This window comes from Paenibacillus sp. NAIST15-1, from assembly GCF_001894745.1.
Classification (GTDB): Bacteria; Bacillota; Bacilli; order Paenibacillales; family Paenibacillaceae; genus Paenibacillus_B; species Paenibacillus_B suaedae.
The window spans coordinates 58,968-80,858 of the sequence record NZ_BBYF01000023.1; the positions used below are offsets into that span (position 1 = coordinate 58,968).

The following is a 21,891-nucleotide window of genomic DNA, read 5'->3' on the forward strand; positions in this document are numbered from 1 at the left end:
CTCAATGCAACTTATTTATATTTAGCTAACATTTTTGCAGCAAGGAAGGAGGTCGTCCATGAACACCACGAGTGAACTGAAATATAAAGGGCGAGATTCCCGATTTCGTCCCCGGCAGGCCTCCCAACTCCTCCGGATTTCAGTTCTAGCAGCCACAGGCTTGGCAGTTCTGCTGTTATCCATACTCATCGGCAGTGCGGTCGGACCTGTGTCTATACCGTTGAAAGAGACGTTTGCAGCCATGCTTCATGCAACAGGCTGGCTGGAGCACATTCAGATTGCAGAGCGGAATCTTACCATCATTCTGGATATCCGTCTGCCTCGTGTCATCGCAGGTGCATTAGTCGGAGCCGGCTTGTCTATCGCGGGCGCAGCGATGCAGGGAGTGTTCCGCAATCCGCTCGTCGAGCCCGGATATTTGGGAGTGTCGTCAGGAGCAGCCGCTGGAGCTATCTTGTGCATCGCCTTAGGGCTTGTTCGTCATTCGGCATTCGCCCTTCCCTTGTCTGCCTTCGCAGGTGCACTTGTATCCGTTGTACTCATCCTGGTCATATGGCGGGCTAGTGGGAAACCGAATGTAACCACTTTACTACTGCTCGGAATTGGCATGAACGCGCTTCTGTCGGCGGTCATTAACGTGATCATCGCCAGCGCGCCGCATGAACAGCAGCTGCGCAGTATCGTGTTCTGGCTGCAGGGTGGACTCGAGGCGCGAACATGGGAGCATGTACATATTATCGCTCTGCCGATCCTTATCGGAGGCGTTCTATTGGCGCTATTTAGCCGTTCATTGAATTTGCTGCTGCTCGGTGACGAGCATGCACAATCTTCCGGTGTCCCTGTGCAAATCACCCGCTATACGATTTTACTGCTCGCTTCGTTCTTGACCGGAACAGCCGTGTCGGTAAGCGGAATTATCGGTTTTGTCGGCTTGGTTATTCCACATCTCGTTCGCCTAATTGTCGGCTCGGATCATCGCCTGCTGCTGCCGTTCAGCGCACTATTCGGGGCATCGTTCCTCGTTCTGGCCGATTTAGCCTCGCGCATGGTGCTGCAGCCGATCACCTTGCAGGTCGGCGTCGTCTGCGCTTGCATCGGAGCACCACTGTTCATGATGATGCTGCTGCGCAAACGGAAGGAGGGTTCGACATGAAGACAAGGCGCAAGACATCTTTGGGCATTCCTGGACTGCTTGAAGCCAAGCAATTGACCTATTCGATTGATGGGCGAACAATCATCGACAATCTGTCCATGAAGCTGCAGTCAGGTTCCTTTCTTGGCATTATTGGACCGAACGGCAGCGGAAAATCTACATTGCTTCGCATGCTTTGTGGACTTCTGAAGCCCGCTCAAGGCTCGCTGACACTTGAAGGAAAGCCCTTCAAGGCATACTCCACGAAGGAACGAGCGCAAATGATCGGCTATGTACCGCAGGATTGCTCGCTTGATGCAGACTTCACGATTGAGCAAATCGTCGCGATGGGACGCCACCCTTATAGCCGCTTGTTCGGCGGATTAACAAGTTCAGATGCACAGCAGGTCGAACGGGCGATGGAGCAATGCGGCGTCGAGCACCTGCGCAAGCGCTACATCCATGCCTGTTCGGGCGGACAACGCCAGCTTGCCTTCATCGCCAAGGCGCTTGCACAGGAGCCGCAAATTCTCCTGCTGGATGAGCCTATCTCCGCACTCGACATTCGTCACCAGCTTCGCACGCTTGCGCTGCTGCGCCAGCTCGCTGACGAAGGATATGCTGTGGCCGCTTCACTGCATGACCTGTCGCTAGCTTCTCGTTACTGCGATCGTCTTCTGCTTCTGCATGACGGGCGCATCGAAGCATTCGGCGAACCGGAAGAGGTGCTCTCAGCAGATGCACTTTATGATGTGTATGGCGTTCATGCCGTCATTCGCCAAGAACCAGGAACGGAAGGCCTGTCAGTCATTGCATTTGAACATGAAGCAGAAGAGCAGAAATGGTATACCCATTACGAAAAAGAACATCTTGGAGGAATTACACAATGAGAAACGTACAAACTCGGCGAAAAACCACTTTTCGCATGCTCTGTATGAGCCTGATCACGCTTGTTGCCGCTGTCGGGTTGACAGCCTGCACCAGCAATTCACAATCCGATAGCGAGAAATCGTTCAGCACCATTTCAACCACGACCAGTTCTAAGGCCGCTGCATCCTCTGACAATGGGAAGATAGAGGCTGCACCGAAGGTTGCTGCGGTATCTCTCGACACTGCAGATGCCGTACTTGAAATCGTTCCTCCGGAGCAAGTCGTTGCCGTACCGAAGAGCATGGCAAATCCTTATTTGGCTGTCAACGAGGAGAAGGGCAAGCAGGTGTCCGGTCAAGTCGGCGGTGCGATTGGATTGGATCCCGAAGGAATTTTGGCATTTCATCCAGACGTTGTCCTCATCACGAAAATCCATAATAGCGAAAACGATGCCGAGCAATTGCTCAGCCAAGCAGGCGTCAAGGTTGTCACGTTCGATCAATGGGGAACATTCGAGCAATTGATAGCGAACTTCCGCACAATTGGCGAGGCTGTTGGAGCTGTCGATAAAGCAGAGGAAGTTGCCAAGGAAATTCAGGGCAAGCTGGACGATGCTGCTAAGCGAACTGCATCACTTGCAAGTAAGCCGTCCGTTCTCGTACTGTCGCCTGTCGGCCCGAATACTGGCCCTTACATCATGGGACCAGGGAACATTTCTTACGATATGATCCGTCTCGCTGGAGCTAAGCCCGCTGCCGAAGCACTCGGGATTAAGAAATCGACAAAAGCATCAATTGAGGATGTCATGAACATGAATCCGGACTATATCGTGCTTGGAGATTGGGACGGTACGGGAGATGAATGGCTGAAGGATTTGAAATCTCAAGCGGCGTGGAACACACTGGACGCGGTCAAAAATAACCGCATTACGACAATGAAGGCGAAGGAACTGCTTGCCCCGAACCGTTATGCGGTAGATGGAATGCTGGAAATGTCGGCGTGGCTTCACCCGGATTTGTGGAAAGGAGACACAGCGAATTAATGAGCGAATTCCTAGCAAACGGGCATTCACAGTCCACACGGCTTCCGCCAGAAATATCGATGGACACGCCGCGCCGGGCCATCCTTCTTGCTTCCTACAGCGCTTGTGCCAGCATTGATGATGTGCCTGCCATGTACCATCATATTTTGCGCGGACACGGCTCTCCTTCGGAAGCCATCGTGCAAGGCGTTATTCGGTACAGCGATACGGGTACATGTGATCCACTGTATACGGTATCGAAGCGTCAGTCCGAGGCAATTACACAGCTAGTAGAGGCCAAGTTCGGTGAAGTAATTCCTGTCTACATCGGCTGCAAGCATTCGCATCCTTTTGTAGCCGATGCCATCCAGCAAGCGATCAGAGACGGCATCACGGAGCTTGCCGTGCTGCATGCTACGCCCTTCTTCACATCCTCAGGAACAGGAGGCTATGTTCAAGATGCCAAGAAGGCGATCGCTGCAGCCAACAGCGATATGAAATTGACGGTCATTTCTGAGTGGCAAGCGCATCCTGACTTCATTCGGCTAATGGCGCGCAGATTGCGAGATGCTTACGTCTGGATGCCTTCCTCGATGCTGCCGACGACACGGGTCATCTTTACGGTGCACAGCAAGCCTGGTCTTCCCTCCGCGCATGATGACTTTATTGCGTCATACAAGCATGTTGCTGGATTGATCGCGGAGCAGGCCAATATCGGGAAATGGGATATTTCTTATCGCAGCGGCATGCCCGCCCCCCAGCGCTGGCTTGGGCCCGATATTAATGAGGTTATTCTAGGAGCAGCTTCCGATAAGGAAGAAGCTGTCGTCATTTGCGAGTTAACCTCGCTTACCGAAAATGTCGAGGTCTATTACGACATTGGCCAGGAAGCCAAGCAAACAGCAGAGCAGTGCGGGATGCAGTTCGTTTGCACTGAATATCCGAATGATGCCTATGATTTTATGGACTTTTTATCCAACATCGCAGCTGCTCATTTTGAGCTGAAGGCAGCATATTCCTGAAGCACGAAGCATGTTCTCAGTGGGATAGCCTCTTCCACCTCTCATTGAGTCACTATCCCTTTCAGTCAGGAGAACATGCATGTGTGCTGCGAAGCCAAAAAATGTGCGGTGAGGTTGCATTAGCGGAAATGCAGATTGCTCCGTACATTAGCTGCGTATGACCATCAATAGTACCAATCGATTAAGGCCGAGCACCTGCATGCTCGGCCTCTTTTTTTACTGCATATATGAGGCATACCTGTTACGATTCATAACCATGATTTTCGTTAGCCGATATGCCAACACATCCTCGATCTATTTACAGATTAAAACTCCACATAAAAAGGCTGCTGGGTAGAATCCAAGCATTTTTCAATCCGCTCGCGAAAGTTCTTCCACGTAACCATATTCAAAGCATCCTGAACTGAAAAATAGCCAACTTCTAATGCTTCTTCCGTCGTTGTCATTTCACCGCCGACTTGCTTAGCCAGGAACAGCGTATTGCATATCCCACCGGATACATTTTGATAAATGCCACAGAAGCGAACAATTTCAATATCGACTCCCGCTTCTTCCTTCGTCTCGCGAATGGCCGCTTGCGCTAGTGATTCTCCTTCTTCCACTTGACCACCCGGCATCTCCCACCCTCTTCGAGGGCCTCTAATTAACAAGATCTCTTGATTTTCATTCACAATAATTGCTGCTGCGGATACGATATGCTTCGGAGGGTTCATCTCATTCGCTTCCTTTCCATGTTCAGCTGCGATCCTATATATCTGGGATTTCAGGTCATAACTGCCTACATCTCAAGTTATGATTACTCCACTTTCCCTATTATCCTGCTTGGAAAATTATAAAGTCAATTCCTGCGATATTCTCTTTCTCACCGGGATTTTTTCATTTTCCGACTATTCCAATTTGATTTAATCCTTGACACCAAGCCCATTCGAAAGTATAGTAATCGCATCGGAATTAAACTTGACTGACGAATCAGTTAAGAAGAGAGGGCGATGCAAACTGCCTAAGCTGCCTACCGTATCAAATCAAGAACAAGATAGACGTCAGCAGCTCATGAACGCCGCACTCTATCTCTTCGCAAGCGAAGGATACCACTGTACGAAGATTTCGGATGTGGTGAAGACCGCTGGTGTGTCACAAGGAACGTTCTATTGGTATTTTCATAGCAAGGAACAGATCATCCTAGAGTTAATTCACGATGGTAAGGAGAAACTAACCAACGTCATCGCTCAAGGCTATCGCAAGCATAGCGGCACAGTAGATGATATGGTGAGCTCATCCGCACGACTGCTGACCGAACTATTCACGTTCGCTGATCAGAATCGGAACTTGATGGCACTGCTTCTCATGAAGGGGCAAGGCGCTGATCCTGCAGTACGAGAGGCGGTCTCACAGACTTGGATCGCTTTCGAAGAAGCGTTCAAGCACAATATACAGCGGGCGACCGAGCTCGGCATGCTGCCGAACACGAATGATTTGTCGCTGCGCGCCAATATTCTCGTCTGCTTAATTACTGGGGTATTATCCAAATGGCTCTTCGGGCCCATGCATGAGGTCGATTATCAATCCGGCTACTCACCAGCACAAATCGCTGAAGCCACGGCCACATTCGAATTTCGAGGGCTGCTCGGATAACTTCGCTCATAGCCATTTTCATAGACAGGCTCAGCACGAAATAGAGAACGTATTCTGCCATTCGTGCAGGGGAATCCCCTACATTAAAAGGAGGCAACATCGATGTCAGTCCAACTGAAAAAATTTCTGAAAGCCACTACTCTGCTAACCGTTCTTGCAGTCGCACTTGTCGGATGCGGAAGTAAGTCATCATCCAATGCAGGTTCTGCTAACGCGCTGGAACACATCAAGCAATCCGGAAAAATTAGAGTCGGGCTTATGGGTACCTATGCCCCATATAACTTCATCAATGACAAGCGCGAGGTCGATGGCTTCGATGCCGATATCGCCAAGGCGGTCGCTAAGCATATTGGCGTGGAAGTTGAGTTCATTACTGGTGAATTCTCGGGCCTGATCGAAGGATTGCAAAAAGATAAATACGATGCACTGGTCAGCCAAGTAACCATTACGGATGATCGCAAGCAGAAGATGGACTTCTCCACTCCGTATGTGAAAAATGCGGTTAATGTCATCGTCAAGAGTGACAATACGTCCATCCAGAAGCTCGAAGACTTCAAAGACAAGAAGATTGGTGTCGGACTTGGAACCAATGACGAGAAGTATTTGCGTGATGTAGCTATGCCTAAGGTTGGAAACTTTGAAATTGCCACATACAACGATGTCATTACATCCTTGCAGGATTTGAATGTTGGCCGTATTGATGCGACGATTAACAATGTATTTGCACTCAAGCCGCTGATTGACAAAAATCATTTCGACGTGAAGGCAGTTGGAGAGCCAATTAAAGAGGATGTAGCAGGTATCGCGATTCGTAAAGATAACCCAGAGCTGTTAGCTGCCATTAATAAAGCACTAGAAGAAATGAAAGCAGACGGTACATTCAAAGAAATCTTCAAAAAATGGTTTGATGTAGAACCTAACATTTAAGCCAGTCCGGGAAGGTGCAAGAGATGGAACTCGTTATTCAAAACCTAGACTTTCTATTAAAAGGCGCTTACTACACACTGCTGATTACGATCGTATCCATGTTCTTTGGACTCCTCATCGGACTGGTTGTCGCCGTAGCTCGCTTAAAGGGAAATAAGTTCGTCCGCAATGTCGCAAGAATATATGTGTCCATCATTCGCGGAACGCCTGTATTGGTGCAAATCTTCATTATCTACTATGGACTACCCGACTTCGGGATCACACTCGGGCCGCTCAACGCGGCCTTTATTTCACTTAGTATCAACATCAGCGCTTACTTGTCCGAGACGTTCCGCGGTGCCATTCTTGCTGTATCCAGCGGACAGACAGAGGCTGCCCAATCCCTTGGGCTGACGCCATGGCAGACGATGTGGCGGGTTGTGCTGCCGCAGGCTGCACGTGTAGCGATTCCCCCAATGGGCAATACGTTCATCGGCATGCTGAAGGAGACCTCGCTCGTATCGATCGTTACGGTAACCGAGCTGCTGCGCACCGCGCAATTGTTGATTGCGCAGTATTACGTGGCGATGCCATTTTTCATTGCGATTGCCATTATGTATTGGGTAATGAGCCTGAGCTTCTCCGCGATTCTGAACCGAATCGAAGCTCACTTGTCGAAAGCCTACTAAGGACGTGAGATCATCATGATTGAGGTAAAAAAACTAGGAAAAAGCTTCGGCGAACTGGTCGTGTTCCAAGATATTGATCTGCAAGTCCGTTCCGGTGAAATCGTCGTACTCGTCGGCCCCAGCGGATCTGGCAAAAGCACACTGCTGCGCTGCTTGAATGGCTTAGAGACTCCTGATTCCGGATCTATTCAGATCGGTGATGCGGTATGGAATGCTGCGCTGGACGCCTCTTTCAAGAAGAAAGCCGTACAGCGTATTCGCACATTAACCGGGATGGTGTTCCAGTCGTTCAACCTATTCCCTCATATGACCGTGTTGGAAAACGTCACGATGGCTCCGACCATTGTGAAGAAGATGAGCAAGGCTGATGCCGCAACAATTGGAGAGACACTTCTTGAAAAAGTAGGCCTCCTCCACAAAAAGGACGAGTATCCGTCCCGCCTGTCTGGGGGTCAGCAGCAGCGTGTCGCCATTGCTCGCGCACTCGCGATGCAGCCGCAAATTATGCTCTTCGATGAACCGACTTCTGCACTTGATCCCGAACTGACAGGCGAAGTGCTGGCGGTGATGAAGAAGCTGGCATCAGAAGGCATGACCATGATCATCGTGACACATGAGATGAAATTCGCAAGGGAAGTTGCGAATCGCGTCATCTTCATGAGCGACGGTGTTATTCAGGAGGAAGGAACTCCTGAGCAATTTTTCGATCAGCCTAAGACGGAGCGTGCCCGCAAGTTCTTGCGTCAGCTCGCCAGTGAACCAGACACGATTTCATAAGACGAGCAGAAGCTCGGAATGATCTGGTCGTTACGATAAGATAAGAATTCTGCAAAGGGAGTGTACAGCATGAAGTTCGACAAAGCAGCGCATCTGGCCAGTGTCGCGGAACGGGCTCGTTCTATTATGGAAAGAGAGAACATAGAAGCGATTGTGGCATCAGGCTGCGAAAATTTCTATTACTTGTCTGGCCACCCCAGCACATTCATGTATACGCTGCGGATGAGCGAAGTCGCATTGGCCGTTATGTTCCGCGATCCATCGCGCCAGACGGTCATTATTATGAATGAGTTCGAAGCTGCTGGCGTTCCGAATGACCTTCCACAATGCGAGCTGCGAACGTACCCGACCTGGGTCGATGTCGATGATCCTCTTGGCTTGCGGGGTGATAAGTATGAAGGCAGACGACCCGTCAATCATCAAGTTCAGGAGATGTTCGGCCTGCTCCAACACGTGCTCGCTGATTACGGAGTAAGTACAGGCAAAATTGCAGTAGAGCTAGGCTCCATGAAGTACGCAGCTGCGCAAGCACTGCAAGAAGCCCTGCCGAATGTCGAACTGACGGAAGCCAGCGCGATCTTCACCGAACTGCGTATGCTCAAGACTCCATGGGAGGTTGAACAGCTCCGCCAGAGCTGCGCATATGCCGAGATCGGCATCACAGAAGCCAGCAAGGGCATTCACATCGGCAGCTCTGCAGCTGAGATCGCGGATGCGTTTCGGCTCGCGCTGCTGACTCATGCGAGCGGCTCGCCTTCCCGCTTCCATATGATATCTGTGGGTGACCATTTCGCACCTGCACATATTTTTGATACAAGACCTAGCCAAGCTGGAGAGGTTATTAAGTTCGATGTTGGTGTTGATGTTGCTGGCTACGGTTCGGACATCGCCCGTACCTTCGTGCTCGGCGAACCATCCGATACAGTAAAGCGCATCTACAACGCACTGCGAACTGGACATGATCATCTATTGAAGATCATCGAACCTGGTATGCCGATGGAGCATGCCTTCAACGATGCCATGTCTATTATCCGTCAATCTGGTCTGCCTACCTACAATCGCGGTCATTTAGGCCACAGTGCAGGTCTTAGCTTGGCAGCTGAAGAAGCTCCATTTCTAAGCCCATCCGAGAACACGATATTCCAGCCAGGCATGGTGATTTGCTTGGAGACCCCTTACTACGGCTACGGCATCGGATCAATCATGATCGAGGATATGGTGCTCATTACAGATAACGGAATCGAGCGGCTGAACACCTTATCCCGGGATCTGATAGCTCTGTAATTCAGTCAGGCCCAACGTGTGTGATACCAGCAGCTTGGCTGCATACCAATCAAGGTCAGGAACGCAGCAATCCGCTGTATCCTGACCTTTTTATATCCCTGCAATATATCCCTACATATCAACACCAATTGATCGATTAATCATAATTGCCCCATCTTTTGTAGCGTATGGTGCCGTTGCATATAGCATGTGATTCTTAGTTTTTTGTTGCGGTAGTCAATGACAGAACTTCCTTCGTAACGTCCACCACCAGCTGTGGTTCATCATTGATGACCATATGCCCGCTCTTCGTCGCCACAATCAGCTTGCTATTCGTTGAAATGTCCAGCATTCTCCGCTGGCCTGCCTGCCAGATTTCCTCAAGCTTCTTCGCGCCCTGTTCGGAAATGCCCGCATTTGAGAAAGGGTGTGGAATTCCTCGTGGAATCACTCTTACCGGCATACCTCCCAGCTTCTGTCCACGAATCACATCTTCCGTGCTCCCAAGCAGCTTCGCTTCCTCCTCAACGGCTTCGAAATAGCTTGGCTTCGCAATCACATTGATGAACTGCGAACGCTTTTCCTTTGCAACCAGCCCTTCCAGCAAGGAATCTTGAAACAGGCGCAGCACGCCTGAGCTCTTCATAAGTCCAAGTAAGAAAGCGGATGGCCTTTCTTGATTGGTTTCCTGCGCATAGATTGATGCTGTCTCCCGCATGTAATCTTCTGTTCTAGCGTCAATTAACACTAACCCGGTCACTTCTTCCCGATAGGTCTGAGCAAATAATCGTGCATACATGCCGCCTAAGGAATGCCCAACTAGGATGTAAGGCCCCTCAATTCCCTCTTTGTTGAGTGCCTCATGAAGTTCTCGCACAATATTTTCTCCTGTTCGTTCCGTACGCGCTTTTGTACTCCAGGCATAACCTGCTCGATCATACGTCACGACAGTGGCAAATGGAGCAAGCTGTGCGGGGATGTCCCCCCAAGATAGACTCGTCTCCCCGCTTCCCGCTTCCATGATGATGGTAGGAACACCTTTCCGACTTTCGCCAGTACGCTGCAGATGAAGCTGGTAATTGCCAGAGTCAATCTGAATAAGCTTGCCCTGCATAGGGAAGGCTTGCTCTCCGAGCTTCGAAGCAATCATTTCATACACAAATCCTGAACCAATCAGAATGATGAGGAACAAAAAAGAAAACAATAACCCTTTTTTCCAACGTGCCTTCCCTTTGGTCGTGTTGCTTATGAGCTCGCTCGGCATGCCGTATCCCTTCCTTCTCTATTTATTTAGTACAATGTATTAAAAAGGAGTATAGCATGCTGTATAAAAACGGTAAAGTGTGTATAATAGGGACATGCCAAAAATTGTTGATCATGAAAAACGAAAAAGACTTGTTGCCGAAGCGGCTATACGCGTCATTCAGCGCGAGGGGCTTGATCATGCAACCGTTCGAACGGTCGCGATAGAAGCAGGATTATCTGTTGGTTCCTTGCGTCATTATTTTTCTTCACAAGTTGAGCTATTTGCCTTTTGCATGAATATTTTCCGCGAGCAGGTGGAGGAACGGTTATCCACGCTTGTGCTCGATGATCGAATACTTCCCAGCCTGCTTCAGCTTCTGATGCAGTTCCTGCCTATCGACGAAGACCGAAGAACCGAAATGGAAGCATGGCTGTCCTTCACCTCCAAAACGCTTACGCATACCGAGCTTCAGCACTTAAGCAATGAGTTGAACGATGGGATTTATTATGTTACCAAATACGTGATAGACCTGCTGCAGGAGAAGAAGTTGGCCAAGCCAGATCTCGACTATGAGATTGAAATTGAGAAATTATATGCGCTACTTGATGGGCTCGCCCTTCACCTCATCCTTCAGCCGCAGCGCTTGCAAGTCGAGCGTGTTGAGCGAATTCTGAATGAGCATCTTCAGTCATTGTGCATCAATCAAGCGAATTAAATTAGAGATGAATACGAATTGAATATTCACGATAATGATTCTATCAGGGGAACGATCTCTCTTAAGATAAGTCTCTTTTCGTAAATAATGTTGCTTTATTGCGTGAGAATTTTATCCTTATTGATTTTATGAGATTTTTTACTCATAATTGTAACTAAGGGAGAGGATTCCAAGTTGAGCAAACAGAATATCAGCACAACAGCTTCAGGAGATTTAATTGTTACCCATCTGATTGGCAAGATTAAAACAGATGATGTTTATGAATGGTTTAATGGCTTCGAGCAGGTTTGTCAGCAATTCATTTCTGAGGGTCGGAAATACAAATTGTTGGTGGATAGAAAAGGATACACGCCAGATCATTTTTCTGTTCAAAAAGCATGGAAAGATAAGTTCTTCAATGAAACCATTTTGAATCACAGTAAGGCAATTGCGTTTCTCCTTGAAGAAGGGGAGATAATGAATTATTTACAACAATCCAATACAAAAGAATCCGTAAAATTTTTTGATGATTATGAACAAGCATTAATTTGGTTGAATGAATATCCAATATAAAACCTTTATTGAACCAGTTGCTCTCAATCAACTGGTTTTTTTATGCCCGTAATGTTGCCGTTGTCATAAAAATCACTTGCTTACAAGCTTCCAACACCATTGTTTTTCTTCGCAGATTCTTGTCCAATTGTATGTGCAATTATAAAACGAAACCAATACAAATAGTTGTCTATATACTTCGTAACCATACCATTAAAGCGTTCCATCCATTTCGTTAACCGCTAGTGATAGGTATGGATTTCTATTTCTTCTGCAATTTTAGGCAGTGTATATTGCTCCAACCATATTAGCAATATCATCTTTTGCCTCTGAAAATAACGTATCTCTAATAGCCTGAAATAATGAATGTTGCTCAGACTTTGTTAAATCTCTAAAATCGCCGTATACAGATTGCCAATTCATTGGGAGTCAGCTCTCTACAAACGAATGTTCTGGGTCTATTATTTCGCAAGCTCTCTAATAGCAACAATATTTCAGAAAAGAGCCTAAGATAAAGAGGCCTATCCTCGCTACCAGTCAGTAACATAAGGATAAGCCTCTCTATTCCACTATTCTATTTCACGAATTCTACTTGATACCCGTTCGCCTTCAACTGATCAACGACCATATCTTGGATCACGTAATGGCCTGCACCTACAACGACAAAGTGCGTCGAGGAGCCTTCTTTATCCAACAGCTCCATCAGCTTCTTCGCCATGTTCTTGTCGCGTTCGCCAAACAAGCGCTTTGCCGAATCAGTTTGTGTCATCTCTTCCGTGCTAATGAAGGATTTCGTGAACTGATCTAGATCCGCCTTCACCCACAGCTTCTGCCAAGATTGTAACAGCTCCATGGACTCATCCGGCTTGCCTGTCGGTGTCAACACGTGATCCAATGCATCATTCAATTCCTTCTCTTGTGTCGCAGCTGGAACCTTACTGAAGACATCAGCTTGGAACTTTAAGCCTTCCAGCTCATGAATTGGCTTGCCAGTAAGCACTGCCGAATTGGTGAAGTAGGAATCAATGCCAAGCGCAGCAGCTTGCGCCATCTCTTCTGCGGCCCCAGTCATGCCAGCAAGCGTAAGGCTATTCGATACGGCCCATGGCTTGAAGCCGTCAAAGACATCCTTCGGCAGCTGCATTTGCTCCAATACCTGTTGCAGCTTCGCATAGGTTTCCTTCGAGACATGATCCTTCAATGTTGTACCGTCTGCATACGCCATCGATTGTGTGAAGTAGTCCATATCTTTGTTGCCTAGCAAATTAACTTCAACCCACAACGAATCTGCCTGCTTGAAAGCATCCCGCACACTCTTCTTCATCGGATACATTTCAGGAGTGCCGACATGAATCGATCCGAGCATGTAAAGTGTGTTTTGCCCTTTCGTTGCCTTCCACAGAAGCCCCTTCGCTCCACCGTCAACAGCATCATACGTATACTCTACAAGACGGCTTGCCATAACAACCGCTTGCTCAACCGTACTTGGCTTGTCTAGATCAAGGCCTTTGCCTGTACCGTTAACGATCCCTTTCTTCTGGAAGAAAGAAACCGGCTCGTCCGTGCCAATGTTCATCGATTCTGGCAATTCGTATTGATCCAATACCCCATATACTGCATTAATGACCGATTCTCTCGTAATGACTTTCTCGGTTGCTGGTACAGTGAACGTATTCTTTTTCTTTAATTCCAGTGCATCCAGCTTCGCAGAAGTTGCCTTCAAGAGTGCTTGGAACTTATCCGTTGATATTGGCTGTTGGAAAGTACCGTCTGTGTACCACGTCAGTGGGAAAATTCCGTACTTTTCTCCCTCATTCAGAACGCTGATCGACCAAGAACTTACTTGCGGAGCTTCGACCGGCGCTTGATTCGCCTGTGCCGGAATGACAAATCCGAGCATTGCAACTGAAGCAACTAGACCGCTGGCCAGACTACGTTTGATCTTATCCCATTTGCTAGTCTTCACCAAGATTCCCCCTTTATAGCATATATGTAGATCTACAAACCCTACCGATTATAGCGCTTAACCTATCAGAAGGCAATATTCTCCTAAGAGATTTGTAAACATAATATGAACTATCTATATGTAACAAAATTGTAGGCTTCCTAAAAATATTATAGAATCAAGTTATCAGGTTATTAATGGAGTGGCTGTAATGAACGTAGCAATATGTGATAATGATAGAAATGTTGCAAATGATATTGAGGATCTACTTTCAAACATGTCCGGAATGGAATTCTCCAGCGATGTGTATTATAGTGGCGCTGACTTGCTAAGATGCTTGCAGGCCGGGTCACATTATCATATTTATCTGCTTGATATTGAAATGCCTGGCCAAAATGGAATTGAAATTGCTTCGGTTATCCGGGAGCAGGATCGAAATGCGATCATTATCTTTATCACAGACCATAAAGAATATGTATATGAGGTTTTTGAAGTTTTGCCGTTTCGCTTTTTAAGAAAACCTGTAACTACTCAAAAGTTGTCCCCCATCTTGCTGGACGCTGCGGAACACATCAAAGTGTCGAAGCAGCTATTCTTTTTTCAGATCGGGCATGACAAATACCAGCTTCGCTGCAGTGACATTCTTTATTTTGAAGGGGCAGGAAGAAGGGTAATTATCCATACCAATCGAGATACCTATGAGTTTTACGGAAAAATCGCGGACATCCTGTCTGGGCTGGATACGAATCTGTTTTGCCGGATTCACGCCTCATTCTTAGTGAATATGGAGTACATCCGCTCCATTAACAAAATGGCTATTCATTTGCAAAACGAAGCGAAATTGCCAATCAGCAAGCGCTATCTGAACGAGGTGAAACAAGCACATCTGTCCTTCATAGAACGGAGAAGCGGCAATCCATGACTTATTTTCAGACAACTACCGATGCGATCATTTTTGGGCTTGAAGTCGTTCTTAGCATGATCGAGATTCTATTTATACTGCGTCTCTTTAACAAAGTGTTTGGAGAGGCTCGGATCAATCACATCAAGCTGTATGCAGCAGCCGCTATTGCGATGCTGGCTATAACATGCGGTTTGCGAATGGTTCTGAATCCCGTCCGCCCTGCGGCGCTTCCACCCATCACCGTACTATGCAGTATGTTCTTTTTACTATGCTATCCGCCGAATCGCCAAAAAAAGGTGTTATATATCGGGATACTTTTAACGGTATCCTATTTCTGGCTTCTATTATACGATTTGATCGTTACACCAATCGAAGATAAGAGCATTTGGCTAACACTTATTCTATGTCACGTAGGTTTTTATCTGTTATTGGAACTTATCCGAAAAACGGACAAAGGGAAACAGTGGTCTATCCCTTTTCATCTTTGGCTTTTACTTATGGCCATTACCGTAGCCAGTACGGCAGCGCTAGGCGTTATGGAATATTATATTTCTAACAGGGAGGATCCCTACTCGCTGACCGTGGAAATTCCAATTAGTCTCATATTCTTGTTCATTAACCTTTCGCTGTTTGTGGTTTTTGATAAATTCTCTACCCTAATGCATACAGAACGGGAGAACACCATGCTGGAACAGCAGGTCCAATTACAGCATAGGTATTACAAGGAACTAGAGGCCGCCCATCAGCAGGTTCGGGCACTGCATCATGATATGGGGAATTATATCCGAACTGCCGAGCAGCTGGCGGCACAGCAGGACAACAACAACGAACTCATTGGCTTTTTAAACGCTGCATCCGGTCAGCTCAAAGAAATTGAAACCGTGATTTCAACCGGGAACCAATACTTGGATTCCATATTGAACATCAAAATCGCCGAAATGCTCCACGAGGGCGTATCCGTCGAGACAGATATTCATGTACCTTCTAGCTTAAAGCTGTCATTTGAACAAGCCGTCATTATCGTTGGGAATCTGATGGATAATGCGAGAGAGGCGTGCAGGGAATTACAGAGTGGGGAGCGTTGGGTTCGCATCAACCTGTCCTACATCAACCACACGCTATTCATCCGCATTGAGAATTCAGCGAGCCCCATTCAGAAATGGGACAACGGATTGCCTGTGTCTACGAAGAACGAACCGTTTTTCCATGGATTAGGATTAAAGAACGTGAAGAAAGCCGTGGATGAACTTGGCACCATGGATGTAGAAAGCTCAAACCATTCTTTCCTAGTTCGGATTGCTTTGTATGACAGGTAACCCAATTTTGACAAAAACCCCGTCGATTTTTTACAAGTGCATAATCTCAAAAGGATCGAGTGCTACAATCTGAATGGTTGCAGCACTCTTTTGTGTGCGAACGATTTTGTTTGTAGGTTATTGATTATTAGTTTGGCAAAAAAGGAACGGGGGATAACGATGCGTAACAAGAAAAATATACTCCTGATTGGCGGACTGGCGGCAGCATTGCTTCTGGGCGGTTGTTCATCAGGCATAATAACAAACCAGATTGTAGAAAGTGTCCAAGGTCTTGAGGAATTAGAAGATACAGCCAATTTCGTGAATGAGACCGTACAAAACGCTGTCTGGGACGAAGTCGCTACAGAGATTGAGGATGATGAAGATGTGCAAAATATAGAATGGGACGATGTCAAGGATCGTATGGCACAAAAAAAACAGAAAATAGAAGTTCACTCCATTACCGATGGCAGTCGATTGCATACGATCACAGACAATAAGCAAATCTTCGAATTTACAAAAAACCTCCATATTGAGCGTTGGAAATACCTTCGTTCCATCCCGGAAGATGCGAAGGACTTGCTTGTCTATGTAACGTGGTCGGAAAAGACGAAAACCGTGTTTGGCAACAATACGGGGGAACTTTACGAAACCAGCCGAAACACGTTATACAAAAATAAGGATGGATACTATATGGTAATGGAACCTCTACCTTCCCTTGCCCCCATCCGTAAGTTCTACTCTAAAGTGCCTGTGAATGTGGCAGAATATCTACTCTCTCTGGCAGAGGCGGACAATAAATAACGGACGCTGTTAGACTGACCTGAGAAGCTGGAACAGCGACAGCTTAGGACGAGAAAATAAAGTCCTAGACTGTCGCTGTTCCATTGCGTTAACGTGTCCCGTTTAGTGTAATAGATTCTCGTTAGTTTGTTGCGTCAAAATATTCTGATAAAATCCCCACTAAAACTTGCTTATAATCGTTAATATGATAGGAAGAGTTGTCCACTTTTTTCTTAGCTATATGTAAGCCATTAAATATTTCTTCTTCTAATTCCCTTCTTGCCTTAAGAACCTGCAGAGTTCCTTCTAACCCTTTGTAACTCTGCTTTTTTCCATACCCTTGGCTTGTATAATATTCTATAAATCCCTCTGACCATTCTTGAGGTCTTTCTTTTACAGCCTTTCTGAAAGAAAGTTCAAGATCGTTCTGTTCTACGTAAATCAACAATGGATTCAGTTGCTCCACAATTGTTGCCAGTTCTATGACATAACTTATAACGTCTTCCTTCTTTGCGGCATATTTAATCATCCCCATAGTTACAGGATTTTGTATAAAACAACAATCAAAAACAAAGGTGTCTGTACCATTCAAAACACTCTCCGTAAACTTCTTCCATTTCTCTGTTATCAGTTTCCTGTTCAGATCTAGTGACAATTCATACACATCATTTTTGAAAACTGCATGTAGCAATTCATCTGGAAAACGTGAATCGTATTCGTTTTTTACTTTCCGATATTCTAGGAAGTAATTGTCACCATCTTTAATCATACGATTACTCAACAAATCTTTGAACTTTTCGTGGGTACTCAATAATTCATCGAATTCCTTTTCCTTAAAAAAGGCGACTCCGTCATAATCAGCAGGATGATCTAGATCTCCTTCTAAAAACAGCTGAGACTTAATGTTCATTTCCGTAAGAATTTCATGAACTAGTTCAGCAGTTGTTGTTTTCCCGGATCCTGGCAACCCCTCAATCAAGACTAACTTCGATCTCATAATATAGTTCCTCCATTCGTTATTAGGAGGATAAGCAGGTAAGAATCAATAGAGATGCGGTTTCCCGCGAAAATAAAAGCGGATACCATCAGGTATCCGCAGAATGGGTTTATGATATACCTTTTCCTGCATACCCTGTAAGATTAAAGAAAAGCATGCCAAATAAAATAGTATAGTCACTATTACAGGCATCTTTTCGAATTGTTAATCTTTACAGAGTAATCAACATGATAAGGTTTAATGCTCCTTTGTTTGCATCTCTATTATTCAGATTAACATTACGCATAGATAAATACAAGTAGGGGCTTTTCATACGAACCTACCCATTAGCTTAACAAAAAGAGCAGACTATCGTCGCCTGCTCAATAAAGTGTGTTATTCAACTATCGTGTCCCGTTAGAGTAACCATGCAAGGTCATATAAAAAAAGTTAAACTGTTTTTATAGTACAATACAAGGCTTAACAGCAGTGAGCTAGTCCTCTTGTGTGCAAGCAGGCAAAAGAATACTCCACTCCAAGCCGGTAAATAATTTATCAGTAACTTTTCGTGTAAGTGTGAGCTGCTTCGGTATATGCTGCATGCCATCAACGAGGGCGAATGGTGACTCCTCAGGTCTTCCTCCTTCTAATGTAAGTGTCATGCGGTCGTCTTCAACGTTCTTGTAATGCATCTCACCAGTCCCATTGATATATAGTGTATAAGCTTGACCTGCTTCATCCGTTGCTACCCATTGATCATACCTAAAGTTATTACGAAATACGCCAGATACGATTAGTTTCAACGAAGTCCCTTTGCCCTGTTCTAAAAAAGGCCGTGAATCTGCAAATCCATCTACTTTCATCACTGCGAGTACATCTCCCTGCGCCTTCATAGTAACGGGATGTGATGATAATTGCTTCATATTGACCGTAACCGATTCCGAAGAATGTACGGGAAGGTTGTAATTCTTCACAACGATTCGAGCCGGATCAGGCACGTTGTCCCTAATGTTATACATCGTATATATACAGGTGATTAAATCAGACGAATCCTTGTTGTCATTACGACAGTACATATTGTCTAGAGTGCTGCGATAATCCTCATCCTTATCGTTGGCCGCATAATTCACTCTACCAAGCTTATTCCCATGTTGATCCTCCAAGTAAAAACCTAACTGGTGGTAGTCATTCATATGAATGGGATCTGATGGAGGTACCGCAGCTGGAGAAATCCTGGTTTGAAATTCAATTTGGTATGCGCTGGCATGATAAATTAATTTCGTAGCTGCAATCTGTGTGCCATCTGGCGCTATATATTTCGCGTCATGTAGTGGAATCATTTGAAACTGCTTCCTCGCTAATTTGATGTCGATCTCCATGGAAAAACGCCAATTTCCTTGCAGAAAATTATAGAATTCAGGTTTATCCGAAGTGTGGCCAATATAGTCAATGTTGCCGTTCATGTGAATGATATCCGTTTCTGGGGTGTTGACGAAGCTTATTTTCGCAATAGAATACCCAGAATTAACATATCCATTCTCTTTTAACTCAGGTAAAAAATCATGTCCTGTCACACGCGCACCTATTGACTTCCCATTCGCATCCGTAAATGCAATCAAATCCGCATTAAACATATCGTTGACCACTTTTCCACTTGGATCGGTTAGACGATACGCAATGAGTGCTCGGACCGTATCGACAACGACTTCCTTGATCTCAAGCGTATATCCTTTGTCACTCACCTTAATATTTGCAAAGTGATGAATGCCTAAATTCTCCGAGTGCAACAAGCTTACATCGACAGTATCCGTCGTGCTGAACAAAGATTTAATCCAATTCGCAATCGTCGGCTGCGCGAAACTCATGGAGAGGAGAACCAGCAGTAATCCTGCGGCAGTAACCAGTGGCCAACGAATACGCAGCTTCCGACGGAACCACCCCCTGTAATTCTCACCATCTTCTGAAATTTGTTGCTCCTCTATAGAAGCGCTGTCAGTAGAGAGAATACCAGCCATGACCTGCGCGGTGAAATCCTCGTCAGGTTGTGCATGAAATAGTGCGTCCTTCAACATCTGGCCTTCCTCAATACATGCCTCCAACCGAAGGCGACATGCTATACATCCTTCGATATGTTCCATCACAGTACCCAGTTGTTTCTGGATCATTAACTCCTCAATACGTTCTTGATTGATGCAATTCTGTGCCACATGCATACGCTCCTTTCTGCTCGATGAGGCGTTTTAGTGATTGTTTACCACGGTACAATGCATTTTTGACTTGATGCATGTTCAACCCTGTTACAGCGCACATTTCTTCATAAGTAAGCTCTTCGGTATAGCGCAATAATAAGACCAGCCGTTGTATATCGGATAATTGCAACATCAGGCGATGAATGTCTGCTTCGGACTCAGCTTTCAAGTAGATATGTTCTGGCGTATCCACTTCTATGAAATTATCTGTATCCAGTTCAATCAGGGTCAATGCTTTACGCTTAAATTTATCCTGGAATGTGCGAACAACAATGGTATATAGCCATGCGGCAAAGCTCTTGCCTGATTCATGTGACCCCAGATTACGGTATGCTTTCATGAAGGCCTCTTGGGCGGTATCTTGTGCATCCTCGTGGGTCGCGCCCATCCCGACTAAGATCCCATACACTTTCTGTTTGTATTTGTTGACCAAATCAGCGAACCGTTCGGGCTTACCATGAAGAATAAGGGTGATGATATCATCATCTGTCTGATTGCAGCTCATAACTTTCTCCTTCCTCATAAAGTTGGTACATCTATATAGACGAGTATTATGTTCTGTTTTTCTCACCTATTTGAAATTCGAGGTAATTCCTCATTATTCCATTACCATTATCCTGCCGGTTAGCGCAACGTGGCTGCCGATCCATGACGGCAGCCACGTTTTAGTTATTTATTAAGCTATCGTGTCCCGTTAACTTAGAGGTGCTTCGTTGATATTACGAGTTATTAGTGGAAAGTTCGTCAATCGCTTGAACAGCTAGTTCTAACGCTTTAATTCTTCTTTCCAGGAGTGTTCTTTGGGGACTACCAGTCTTTGACTTAGCATAACTGTTTTCAATTGATGGAAATAAACCAGTAATAACATTGCGAGCTTCTGCTAAATCTCCCTGGGTATAATGATGGGGGCTTTGATTCCAAACGTTTTCTAGCAAAGCTAAGCCGATGTAAATAGCTCTGAGCCGTTTCTTCACTAGAGTAGTACTTGCACCATTTTGAGTCATCTGGGACAAGGCATTCTCTAGTTTACTGATTGTCGATTGCAAAGATTTTATTGATTCCTGCTTGTCTACATTTGATACGTGTTCCATGTTAGAATAGTCCTTTCTTCATACCTTTTCGAAGTAAACTGCCCGTTAGTAAAACAAAGGCATCCGATCATTATGACCGGCTGCCTTCGTGTCTGTATTCAACTATCGTTCTCCGTTAGTTCAACGTAGAAACAAGTTACTCATTCACTTGTTCATTCGCTTCTGACCATTTAATAAACCCTTCTGTCCAATTATCTTTGTCAATTTCATATTCACTAATATAAAAAGCATCTAAATAATCCCTAAGACCTGGCTCATCATACATCTTCCCCGACCTCTTAAGAATGTTGAACTAAAAATATAGTTTTCATATTCTTTTCACCTCTGAAGATGAATTCGGCGAAATCATTAAACTATCCTGCCCGTCAGCTCAACCGATTGGAGTTATCGGTCTAACTGATCTAAACCTAATTGACCAATTAGATCGTCTCCATTTTGAATCTTAAATACAGAGCGTTTAATATTATAGATCCAACCACTTCTTATGGCATGTTGAATTAACTTTGCACAAACAATCGGTTGACAAAGATTCGTTGCCCAGTTGATTTTCCAAGAAAATAATATTAAGAAATACGATGTTTTCGTCTCGGACGGGTATATTTTAAAACTAATGAAGTCCTTTTCAGATCTTTGGTCGATTACGCAAAGAAACTCATAATTGTTGACTACAATCTTCTTAACTTCTTTCGCAAAAAGCTTCATAAGGTTAGGTCTCCTAAATAAACAATAAATGATTATTAATTCTACAGATAGACCAATTCCCCTATCACATTGCTTAACATTTCCCAAGCTAAACTGCCCGTTAGAATTCCTGTAATACGAATAATTGGGTGGTTGAACAAAA

The 21,891-nt window shown here is 45.6% G+C and carries 22 protein-coding genes and 1 pseudogene; 14 read left to right on the plus strand and 9 right to left on the minus strand.

Annotated elements, in window-relative coordinates; genetic code table 11:
• The first annotated feature begins 58 nt into the window (after window positions 1-58).
• From PBN151_RS27890 to PBN151_RS27905, 4 genes are read left to right on the plus strand one after another with little or no spacing between them, the layout of a single operon-like run.
• The gene (locus PBN151_RS27890) at window positions 59-1,153 is read left to right on the plus strand and encodes a FecCD family ABC transporter permease (protein ID WP_083545363.1); all 1,095 of its coding nucleotides are present in this window, start codon (window positions 59-61) and stop codon (window positions 1,151-1,153) included.
• Complete coding sequence (locus PBN151_RS27895) at window positions 1,150-2,022, plus strand: heme ABC transporter ATP-binding protein (RefSeq protein WP_072731928.1); 873 nt, start codon at window positions 1,150-1,152, stop codon at window positions 2,020-2,022. The genes PBN151_RS27890 and PBN151_RS27895 overlap by 4 nt, the downstream gene beginning before the upstream one ends.
• Entirely contained in the window at window positions 2,019-3,044 is a 1,026-nt protein-coding gene (locus PBN151_RS27900; RefSeq protein ID WP_072731929.1) for an ABC transporter substrate-binding protein, read from the plus strand. The genes PBN151_RS27895 and PBN151_RS27900 overlap by 4 nt, the downstream gene beginning before the upstream one ends.
• Window positions 3,044-4,045: a ferrochelatase gene (locus tag PBN151_RS27905; RefSeq protein WP_072731930.1), complete on the plus strand. Its 1,002-nt coding sequence runs from the start codon at window positions 3,044-3,046 to the stop codon at window positions 4,043-4,045. The genes PBN151_RS27900 and PBN151_RS27905 overlap by 1 nt, the downstream gene beginning before the upstream one ends.
• A 305-nt stretch (window positions 4,046-4,350) precedes the next feature.
• On the opposite strand, the gene PBN151_RS27910 is transcribed toward PBN151_RS27905, so the two are convergent.
• The gene (locus PBN151_RS27910; protein ID WP_072731932.1) at window positions 4,351-4,758 is read right to left on the minus strand and encodes an NUDIX hydrolase; all 408 of its coding nucleotides are present in this window, start codon (window positions 4,756-4,758) and stop codon (window positions 4,351-4,353) included.
• Between the two features lie 337 nt (window positions 4,759-5,095).
• On the opposite strand from PBN151_RS27910, the gene PBN151_RS27915 reads away from it, so the two are divergent.
• The 5 genes from PBN151_RS27915 to PBN151_RS27935 all read left to right on the plus strand — a co-directional run bounded on the left by PBN151_RS27915 (window position 5,096) and on the right by PBN151_RS27935 (window position 9,333).
• Window positions 5,096-5,677: a TetR/AcrR family transcriptional regulator gene (locus PBN151_RS27915; protein WP_072731962.1), complete on the plus strand. Its 582-nt coding sequence runs from the start codon at window positions 5,096-5,098 to the stop codon at window positions 5,675-5,677.
• A gap of 102 nt (window positions 5,678-5,779) precedes the next feature.
• Window positions 5,780-6,604: a transporter substrate-binding domain-containing protein gene (locus PBN151_RS27920; RefSeq protein ID WP_072731933.1), complete on the plus strand. Its 825-nt coding sequence runs from the start codon at window positions 5,780-5,782 to the stop codon at window positions 6,602-6,604.
• A gap of 23 nt (window positions 6,605-6,627) precedes the next feature.
• Window positions 6,628-7,272 (plus strand): amino acid ABC transporter permease, encoded by a 645-nt coding sequence (locus tag PBN151_RS27925; RefSeq protein WP_072731935.1) that lies wholly within the window; start codon window positions 6,628-6,630, stop codon window positions 7,270-7,272.
• A 15-nt stretch (window positions 7,273-7,287) separates the two neighbouring features.
• On the plus strand, window positions 7,288-8,049 hold the full coding sequence (locus PBN151_RS27930; RefSeq protein ID WP_072731936.1) for an amino acid ABC transporter ATP-binding protein: 762 nt from the start codon (window positions 7,288-7,290) through the stop codon (window positions 8,047-8,049).
• Window positions 8,050-8,118: 69 nt separating this feature from the next.
• Window positions 8,119-9,333, plus strand: a complete 1,215-nt coding sequence (locus PBN151_RS27935; RefSeq protein ID WP_072731938.1) for a M24 family metallopeptidase — start codon at window positions 8,119-8,121, stop codon at window positions 9,331-9,333.
• A 196-nt stretch (window positions 9,334-9,529) separates the two neighbouring features.
• On the opposite strand, the gene PBN151_RS27940 is transcribed toward PBN151_RS27935, so the two are convergent.
• Window positions 9,530-10,576, minus strand: coding sequence for an alpha/beta hydrolase (locus PBN151_RS27940; RefSeq protein WP_083545364.1), 1,047 nt, complete (start codon window positions 10,574-10,576; stop codon window positions 9,530-9,532).
• A 94-nt stretch (window positions 10,577-10,670) separates the two neighbouring features.
• Here PBN151_RS27940 and PBN151_RS27945 point away from each other — a divergent pair, with 94 nt between their 5' ends.
• Both PBN151_RS27945 and PBN151_RS27950 read left to right on the plus strand, forming a co-directional pair.
• Window positions 10,671-11,273, plus strand: a complete 603-nt coding sequence (locus PBN151_RS27945) for a TetR/AcrR family transcriptional regulator (protein ID WP_072731964.1) — start codon at window positions 10,671-10,673, stop codon at window positions 11,271-11,273.
• A 128-nt stretch (window positions 11,274-11,401) separates the two neighbouring features.
• Window positions 11,402-11,825: pseudogene (locus PBN151_RS27950) on the plus strand (SpoIIAA family protein).
• Between the two features lie 258 nt (window positions 11,826-12,083).
• Here the strand turns inward: PBN151_RS27950 and PBN151_RS31595 are convergent.
• On the minus strand, window positions 12,084-12,227 hold the full coding sequence (locus PBN151_RS31595) for a hypothetical protein (protein ID WP_175560818.1): 144 nt from the start codon (window positions 12,225-12,227) through the stop codon (window positions 12,084-12,086).
• 151 nt (window positions 12,228-12,378) lie between these two features.
• Window positions 12,379-13,770, minus strand: a complete 1,392-nt coding sequence (locus tag PBN151_RS27960; RefSeq protein WP_072731939.1) for a TraB/GumN family protein — start codon at window positions 13,768-13,770, stop codon at window positions 12,379-12,381.
• A gap of 190 nt (window positions 13,771-13,960) precedes the next feature.
• Between PBN151_RS27960 and PBN151_RS27965 the strand changes: the two genes are divergently transcribed.
• The 3 genes from PBN151_RS27965 (at window position 13,961) to PBN151_RS27975 (ending at window position 16,752) form a co-directional block, all read left to right on the plus strand.
• Window positions 13,961-14,671 carry a LytR/AlgR family response regulator transcription factor gene (locus tag PBN151_RS27965; RefSeq protein WP_072731941.1) on the plus strand — a complete coding sequence of 237 codons (711 nt, stop codon included), beginning with the start codon at window positions 13,961-13,963 and terminating at the stop codon, window positions 14,669-14,671.
• The gene (locus PBN151_RS27970; protein ID WP_072731943.1) at window positions 14,668-15,969 is read left to right on the plus strand and encodes a sensor histidine kinase; all 1,302 of its coding nucleotides are present in this window, start codon (window positions 14,668-14,670) and stop codon (window positions 15,967-15,969) included. Before PBN151_RS27965 ends, PBN151_RS27970 begins: the two co-directional genes overlap by 4 nt.
• A gap of 159 nt (window positions 15,970-16,128) precedes the next feature.
• Window positions 16,129-16,752, plus strand: a complete 624-nt coding sequence (locus tag PBN151_RS27975) for a hypothetical protein (RefSeq protein WP_072731945.1) — start codon at window positions 16,129-16,131, stop codon at window positions 16,750-16,752.
• 121 nt (window positions 16,753-16,873) lie between these two features.
• Here PBN151_RS27975 and PBN151_RS27980 read toward each other — a convergent pair whose 3' ends face one another.
• The 5 genes from PBN151_RS27980 to PBN151_RS32400 form a co-directional block, all read right to left on the minus strand.
• A complete protein-coding gene (locus PBN151_RS27980; protein ID WP_072731946.1) occupies window positions 16,874-17,728 on the minus strand; it encodes a P-loop NTPase family protein in 855 nt (284 codons plus the stop codon).
• A 473-nt stretch (window positions 17,729-18,201) separates the two neighbouring features.
• Window positions 18,202-19,914 carry a DUF4179 domain-containing protein gene (locus tag PBN151_RS27985; RefSeq protein ID WP_072731948.1) on the minus strand — a complete coding sequence of 571 codons (1,713 nt, stop codon included), beginning with the start codon at window positions 19,912-19,914 and terminating at the stop codon, window positions 18,202-18,204.
• Window positions 19,880-20,527 (minus strand): RNA polymerase sigma factor, encoded by a 648-nt coding sequence (locus PBN151_RS27990; RefSeq protein WP_175560819.1) that lies wholly within the window; start codon window positions 20,525-20,527, stop codon window positions 19,880-19,882. Before PBN151_RS27990 ends, PBN151_RS27985 begins: the two co-directional genes overlap by 35 nt.
• 148 nt (window positions 20,528-20,675) lie before the next feature.
• Window positions 20,676-21,047 carry a hypothetical protein gene (locus PBN151_RS27995; protein ID WP_072731951.1) on the minus strand — a complete coding sequence of 124 codons (372 nt, stop codon included), beginning with the start codon at window positions 21,045-21,047 and terminating at the stop codon, window positions 20,676-20,678.
• A 136-nt stretch (window positions 21,048-21,183) separates the two neighbouring features.
• Window positions 21,184-21,312: a hypothetical protein gene (locus PBN151_RS32400; RefSeq protein WP_265332144.1), complete on the minus strand. Its 129-nt coding sequence runs from the start codon at window positions 21,310-21,312 to the stop codon at window positions 21,184-21,186.
• Between the last annotated feature and the right edge of the window lie 579 nt (window positions 21,313-21,891).

What these genes read in the sequence shown, in the direction of transcription:
- PBN151_RS27890 (WP_083545363.1), top strand. Translation starts at nt 59, where the DNA reads ATGAACACCACGAGTGAACTGAAATATAAAGGGCGAGATTCCCGATTT.
- PBN151_RS27895 (WP_072731928.1), top strand. Translation starts at nt 1,150, where the DNA reads ATGAAGACAAGGCGCAAGACATCTTTGGGCATTCCTGGACTGCTTGAA.
- PBN151_RS27900 (WP_072731929.1), top strand. Translation starts at nt 2,019, where the DNA reads ATGAGAAACGTACAAACTCGGCGAAAAACCACTTTTCGCATGCTCTGT.
- PBN151_RS27905 (WP_072731930.1), top strand. Translation starts at nt 3,044, where the DNA reads ATGAGCGAATTCCTAGCAAACGGGCATTCACAGTCCACACGGCTTCCG.
- PBN151_RS27910 (WP_072731932.1), bottom strand. Translation starts at nt 4,758, where the DNA reads ATGAACCCTCCGAAGCATATCGTATCCGCAGCAGCAATTATTGTGAAT.
- PBN151_RS27915 (WP_072731962.1), top strand. Translation starts at nt 5,096, where the DNA reads ATGAACGCCGCACTCTATCTCTTCGCAAGCGAAGGATACCACTGTACG.
- PBN151_RS27920 (WP_072731933.1), top strand. Translation starts at nt 5,780, where the DNA reads ATGTCAGTCCAACTGAAAAAATTTCTGAAAGCCACTACTCTGCTAACC.
- PBN151_RS27925 (WP_072731935.1), top strand. Translation starts at nt 6,628, where the DNA reads ATGGAACTCGTTATTCAAAACCTAGACTTTCTATTAAAAGGCGCTTAC.
- PBN151_RS27930 (WP_072731936.1), top strand. Translation starts at nt 7,288, where the DNA reads ATGATTGAGGTAAAAAAACTAGGAAAAAGCTTCGGCGAACTGGTCGTG.
- PBN151_RS27935 (WP_072731938.1), top strand. Translation starts at nt 8,119, where the DNA reads ATGAAGTTCGACAAAGCAGCGCATCTGGCCAGTGTCGCGGAACGGGCT.
- PBN151_RS27940 (WP_083545364.1), bottom strand. Translation starts at nt 10,576, where the DNA reads ATGCCGAGCGAGCTCATAAGCAACACGACCAAAGGGAAGGCACGTTGG.
- PBN151_RS27945 (WP_072731964.1), top strand. Translation starts at nt 10,671, where the DNA reads ATGCCAAAAATTGTTGATCATGAAAAACGAAAAAGACTTGTTGCCGAA.
- PBN151_RS31595 (WP_175560818.1), bottom strand. Translation starts at nt 12,227, where the DNA reads ATGAATTGGCAATCTGTATACGGCGATTTTAGAGATTTAACAAAGTCT.
- PBN151_RS27965 (WP_072731941.1), top strand. Translation starts at nt 13,961, where the DNA reads ATGAACGTAGCAATATGTGATAATGATAGAAATGTTGCAAATGATATT.
- PBN151_RS27970 (WP_072731943.1), top strand. Translation starts at nt 14,668, where the DNA reads ATGACTTATTTTCAGACAACTACCGATGCGATCATTTTTGGGCTTGAA.
- PBN151_RS27975 (WP_072731945.1), top strand. Translation starts at nt 16,129, where the DNA reads ATGCGTAACAAGAAAAATATACTCCTGATTGGCGGACTGGCGGCAGCA.
- PBN151_RS27980 (WP_072731946.1), bottom strand. Translation starts at nt 17,728, where the DNA reads ATGAGATCGAAGTTAGTCTTGATTGAGGGGTTGCCAGGATCCGGGAAA.
- PBN151_RS27995 (WP_072731951.1), bottom strand. Translation starts at nt 21,047, where the DNA reads ATGGAACACGTATCAAATGTAGACAAGCAGGAATCAATAAAATCTTTG.
- PBN151_RS32400 (WP_265332144.1), bottom strand. Translation starts at nt 21,312, where the DNA reads ATGTATGATGAGCCAGGTCTTAGGGATTATTTAGATGCTTTTTATATT.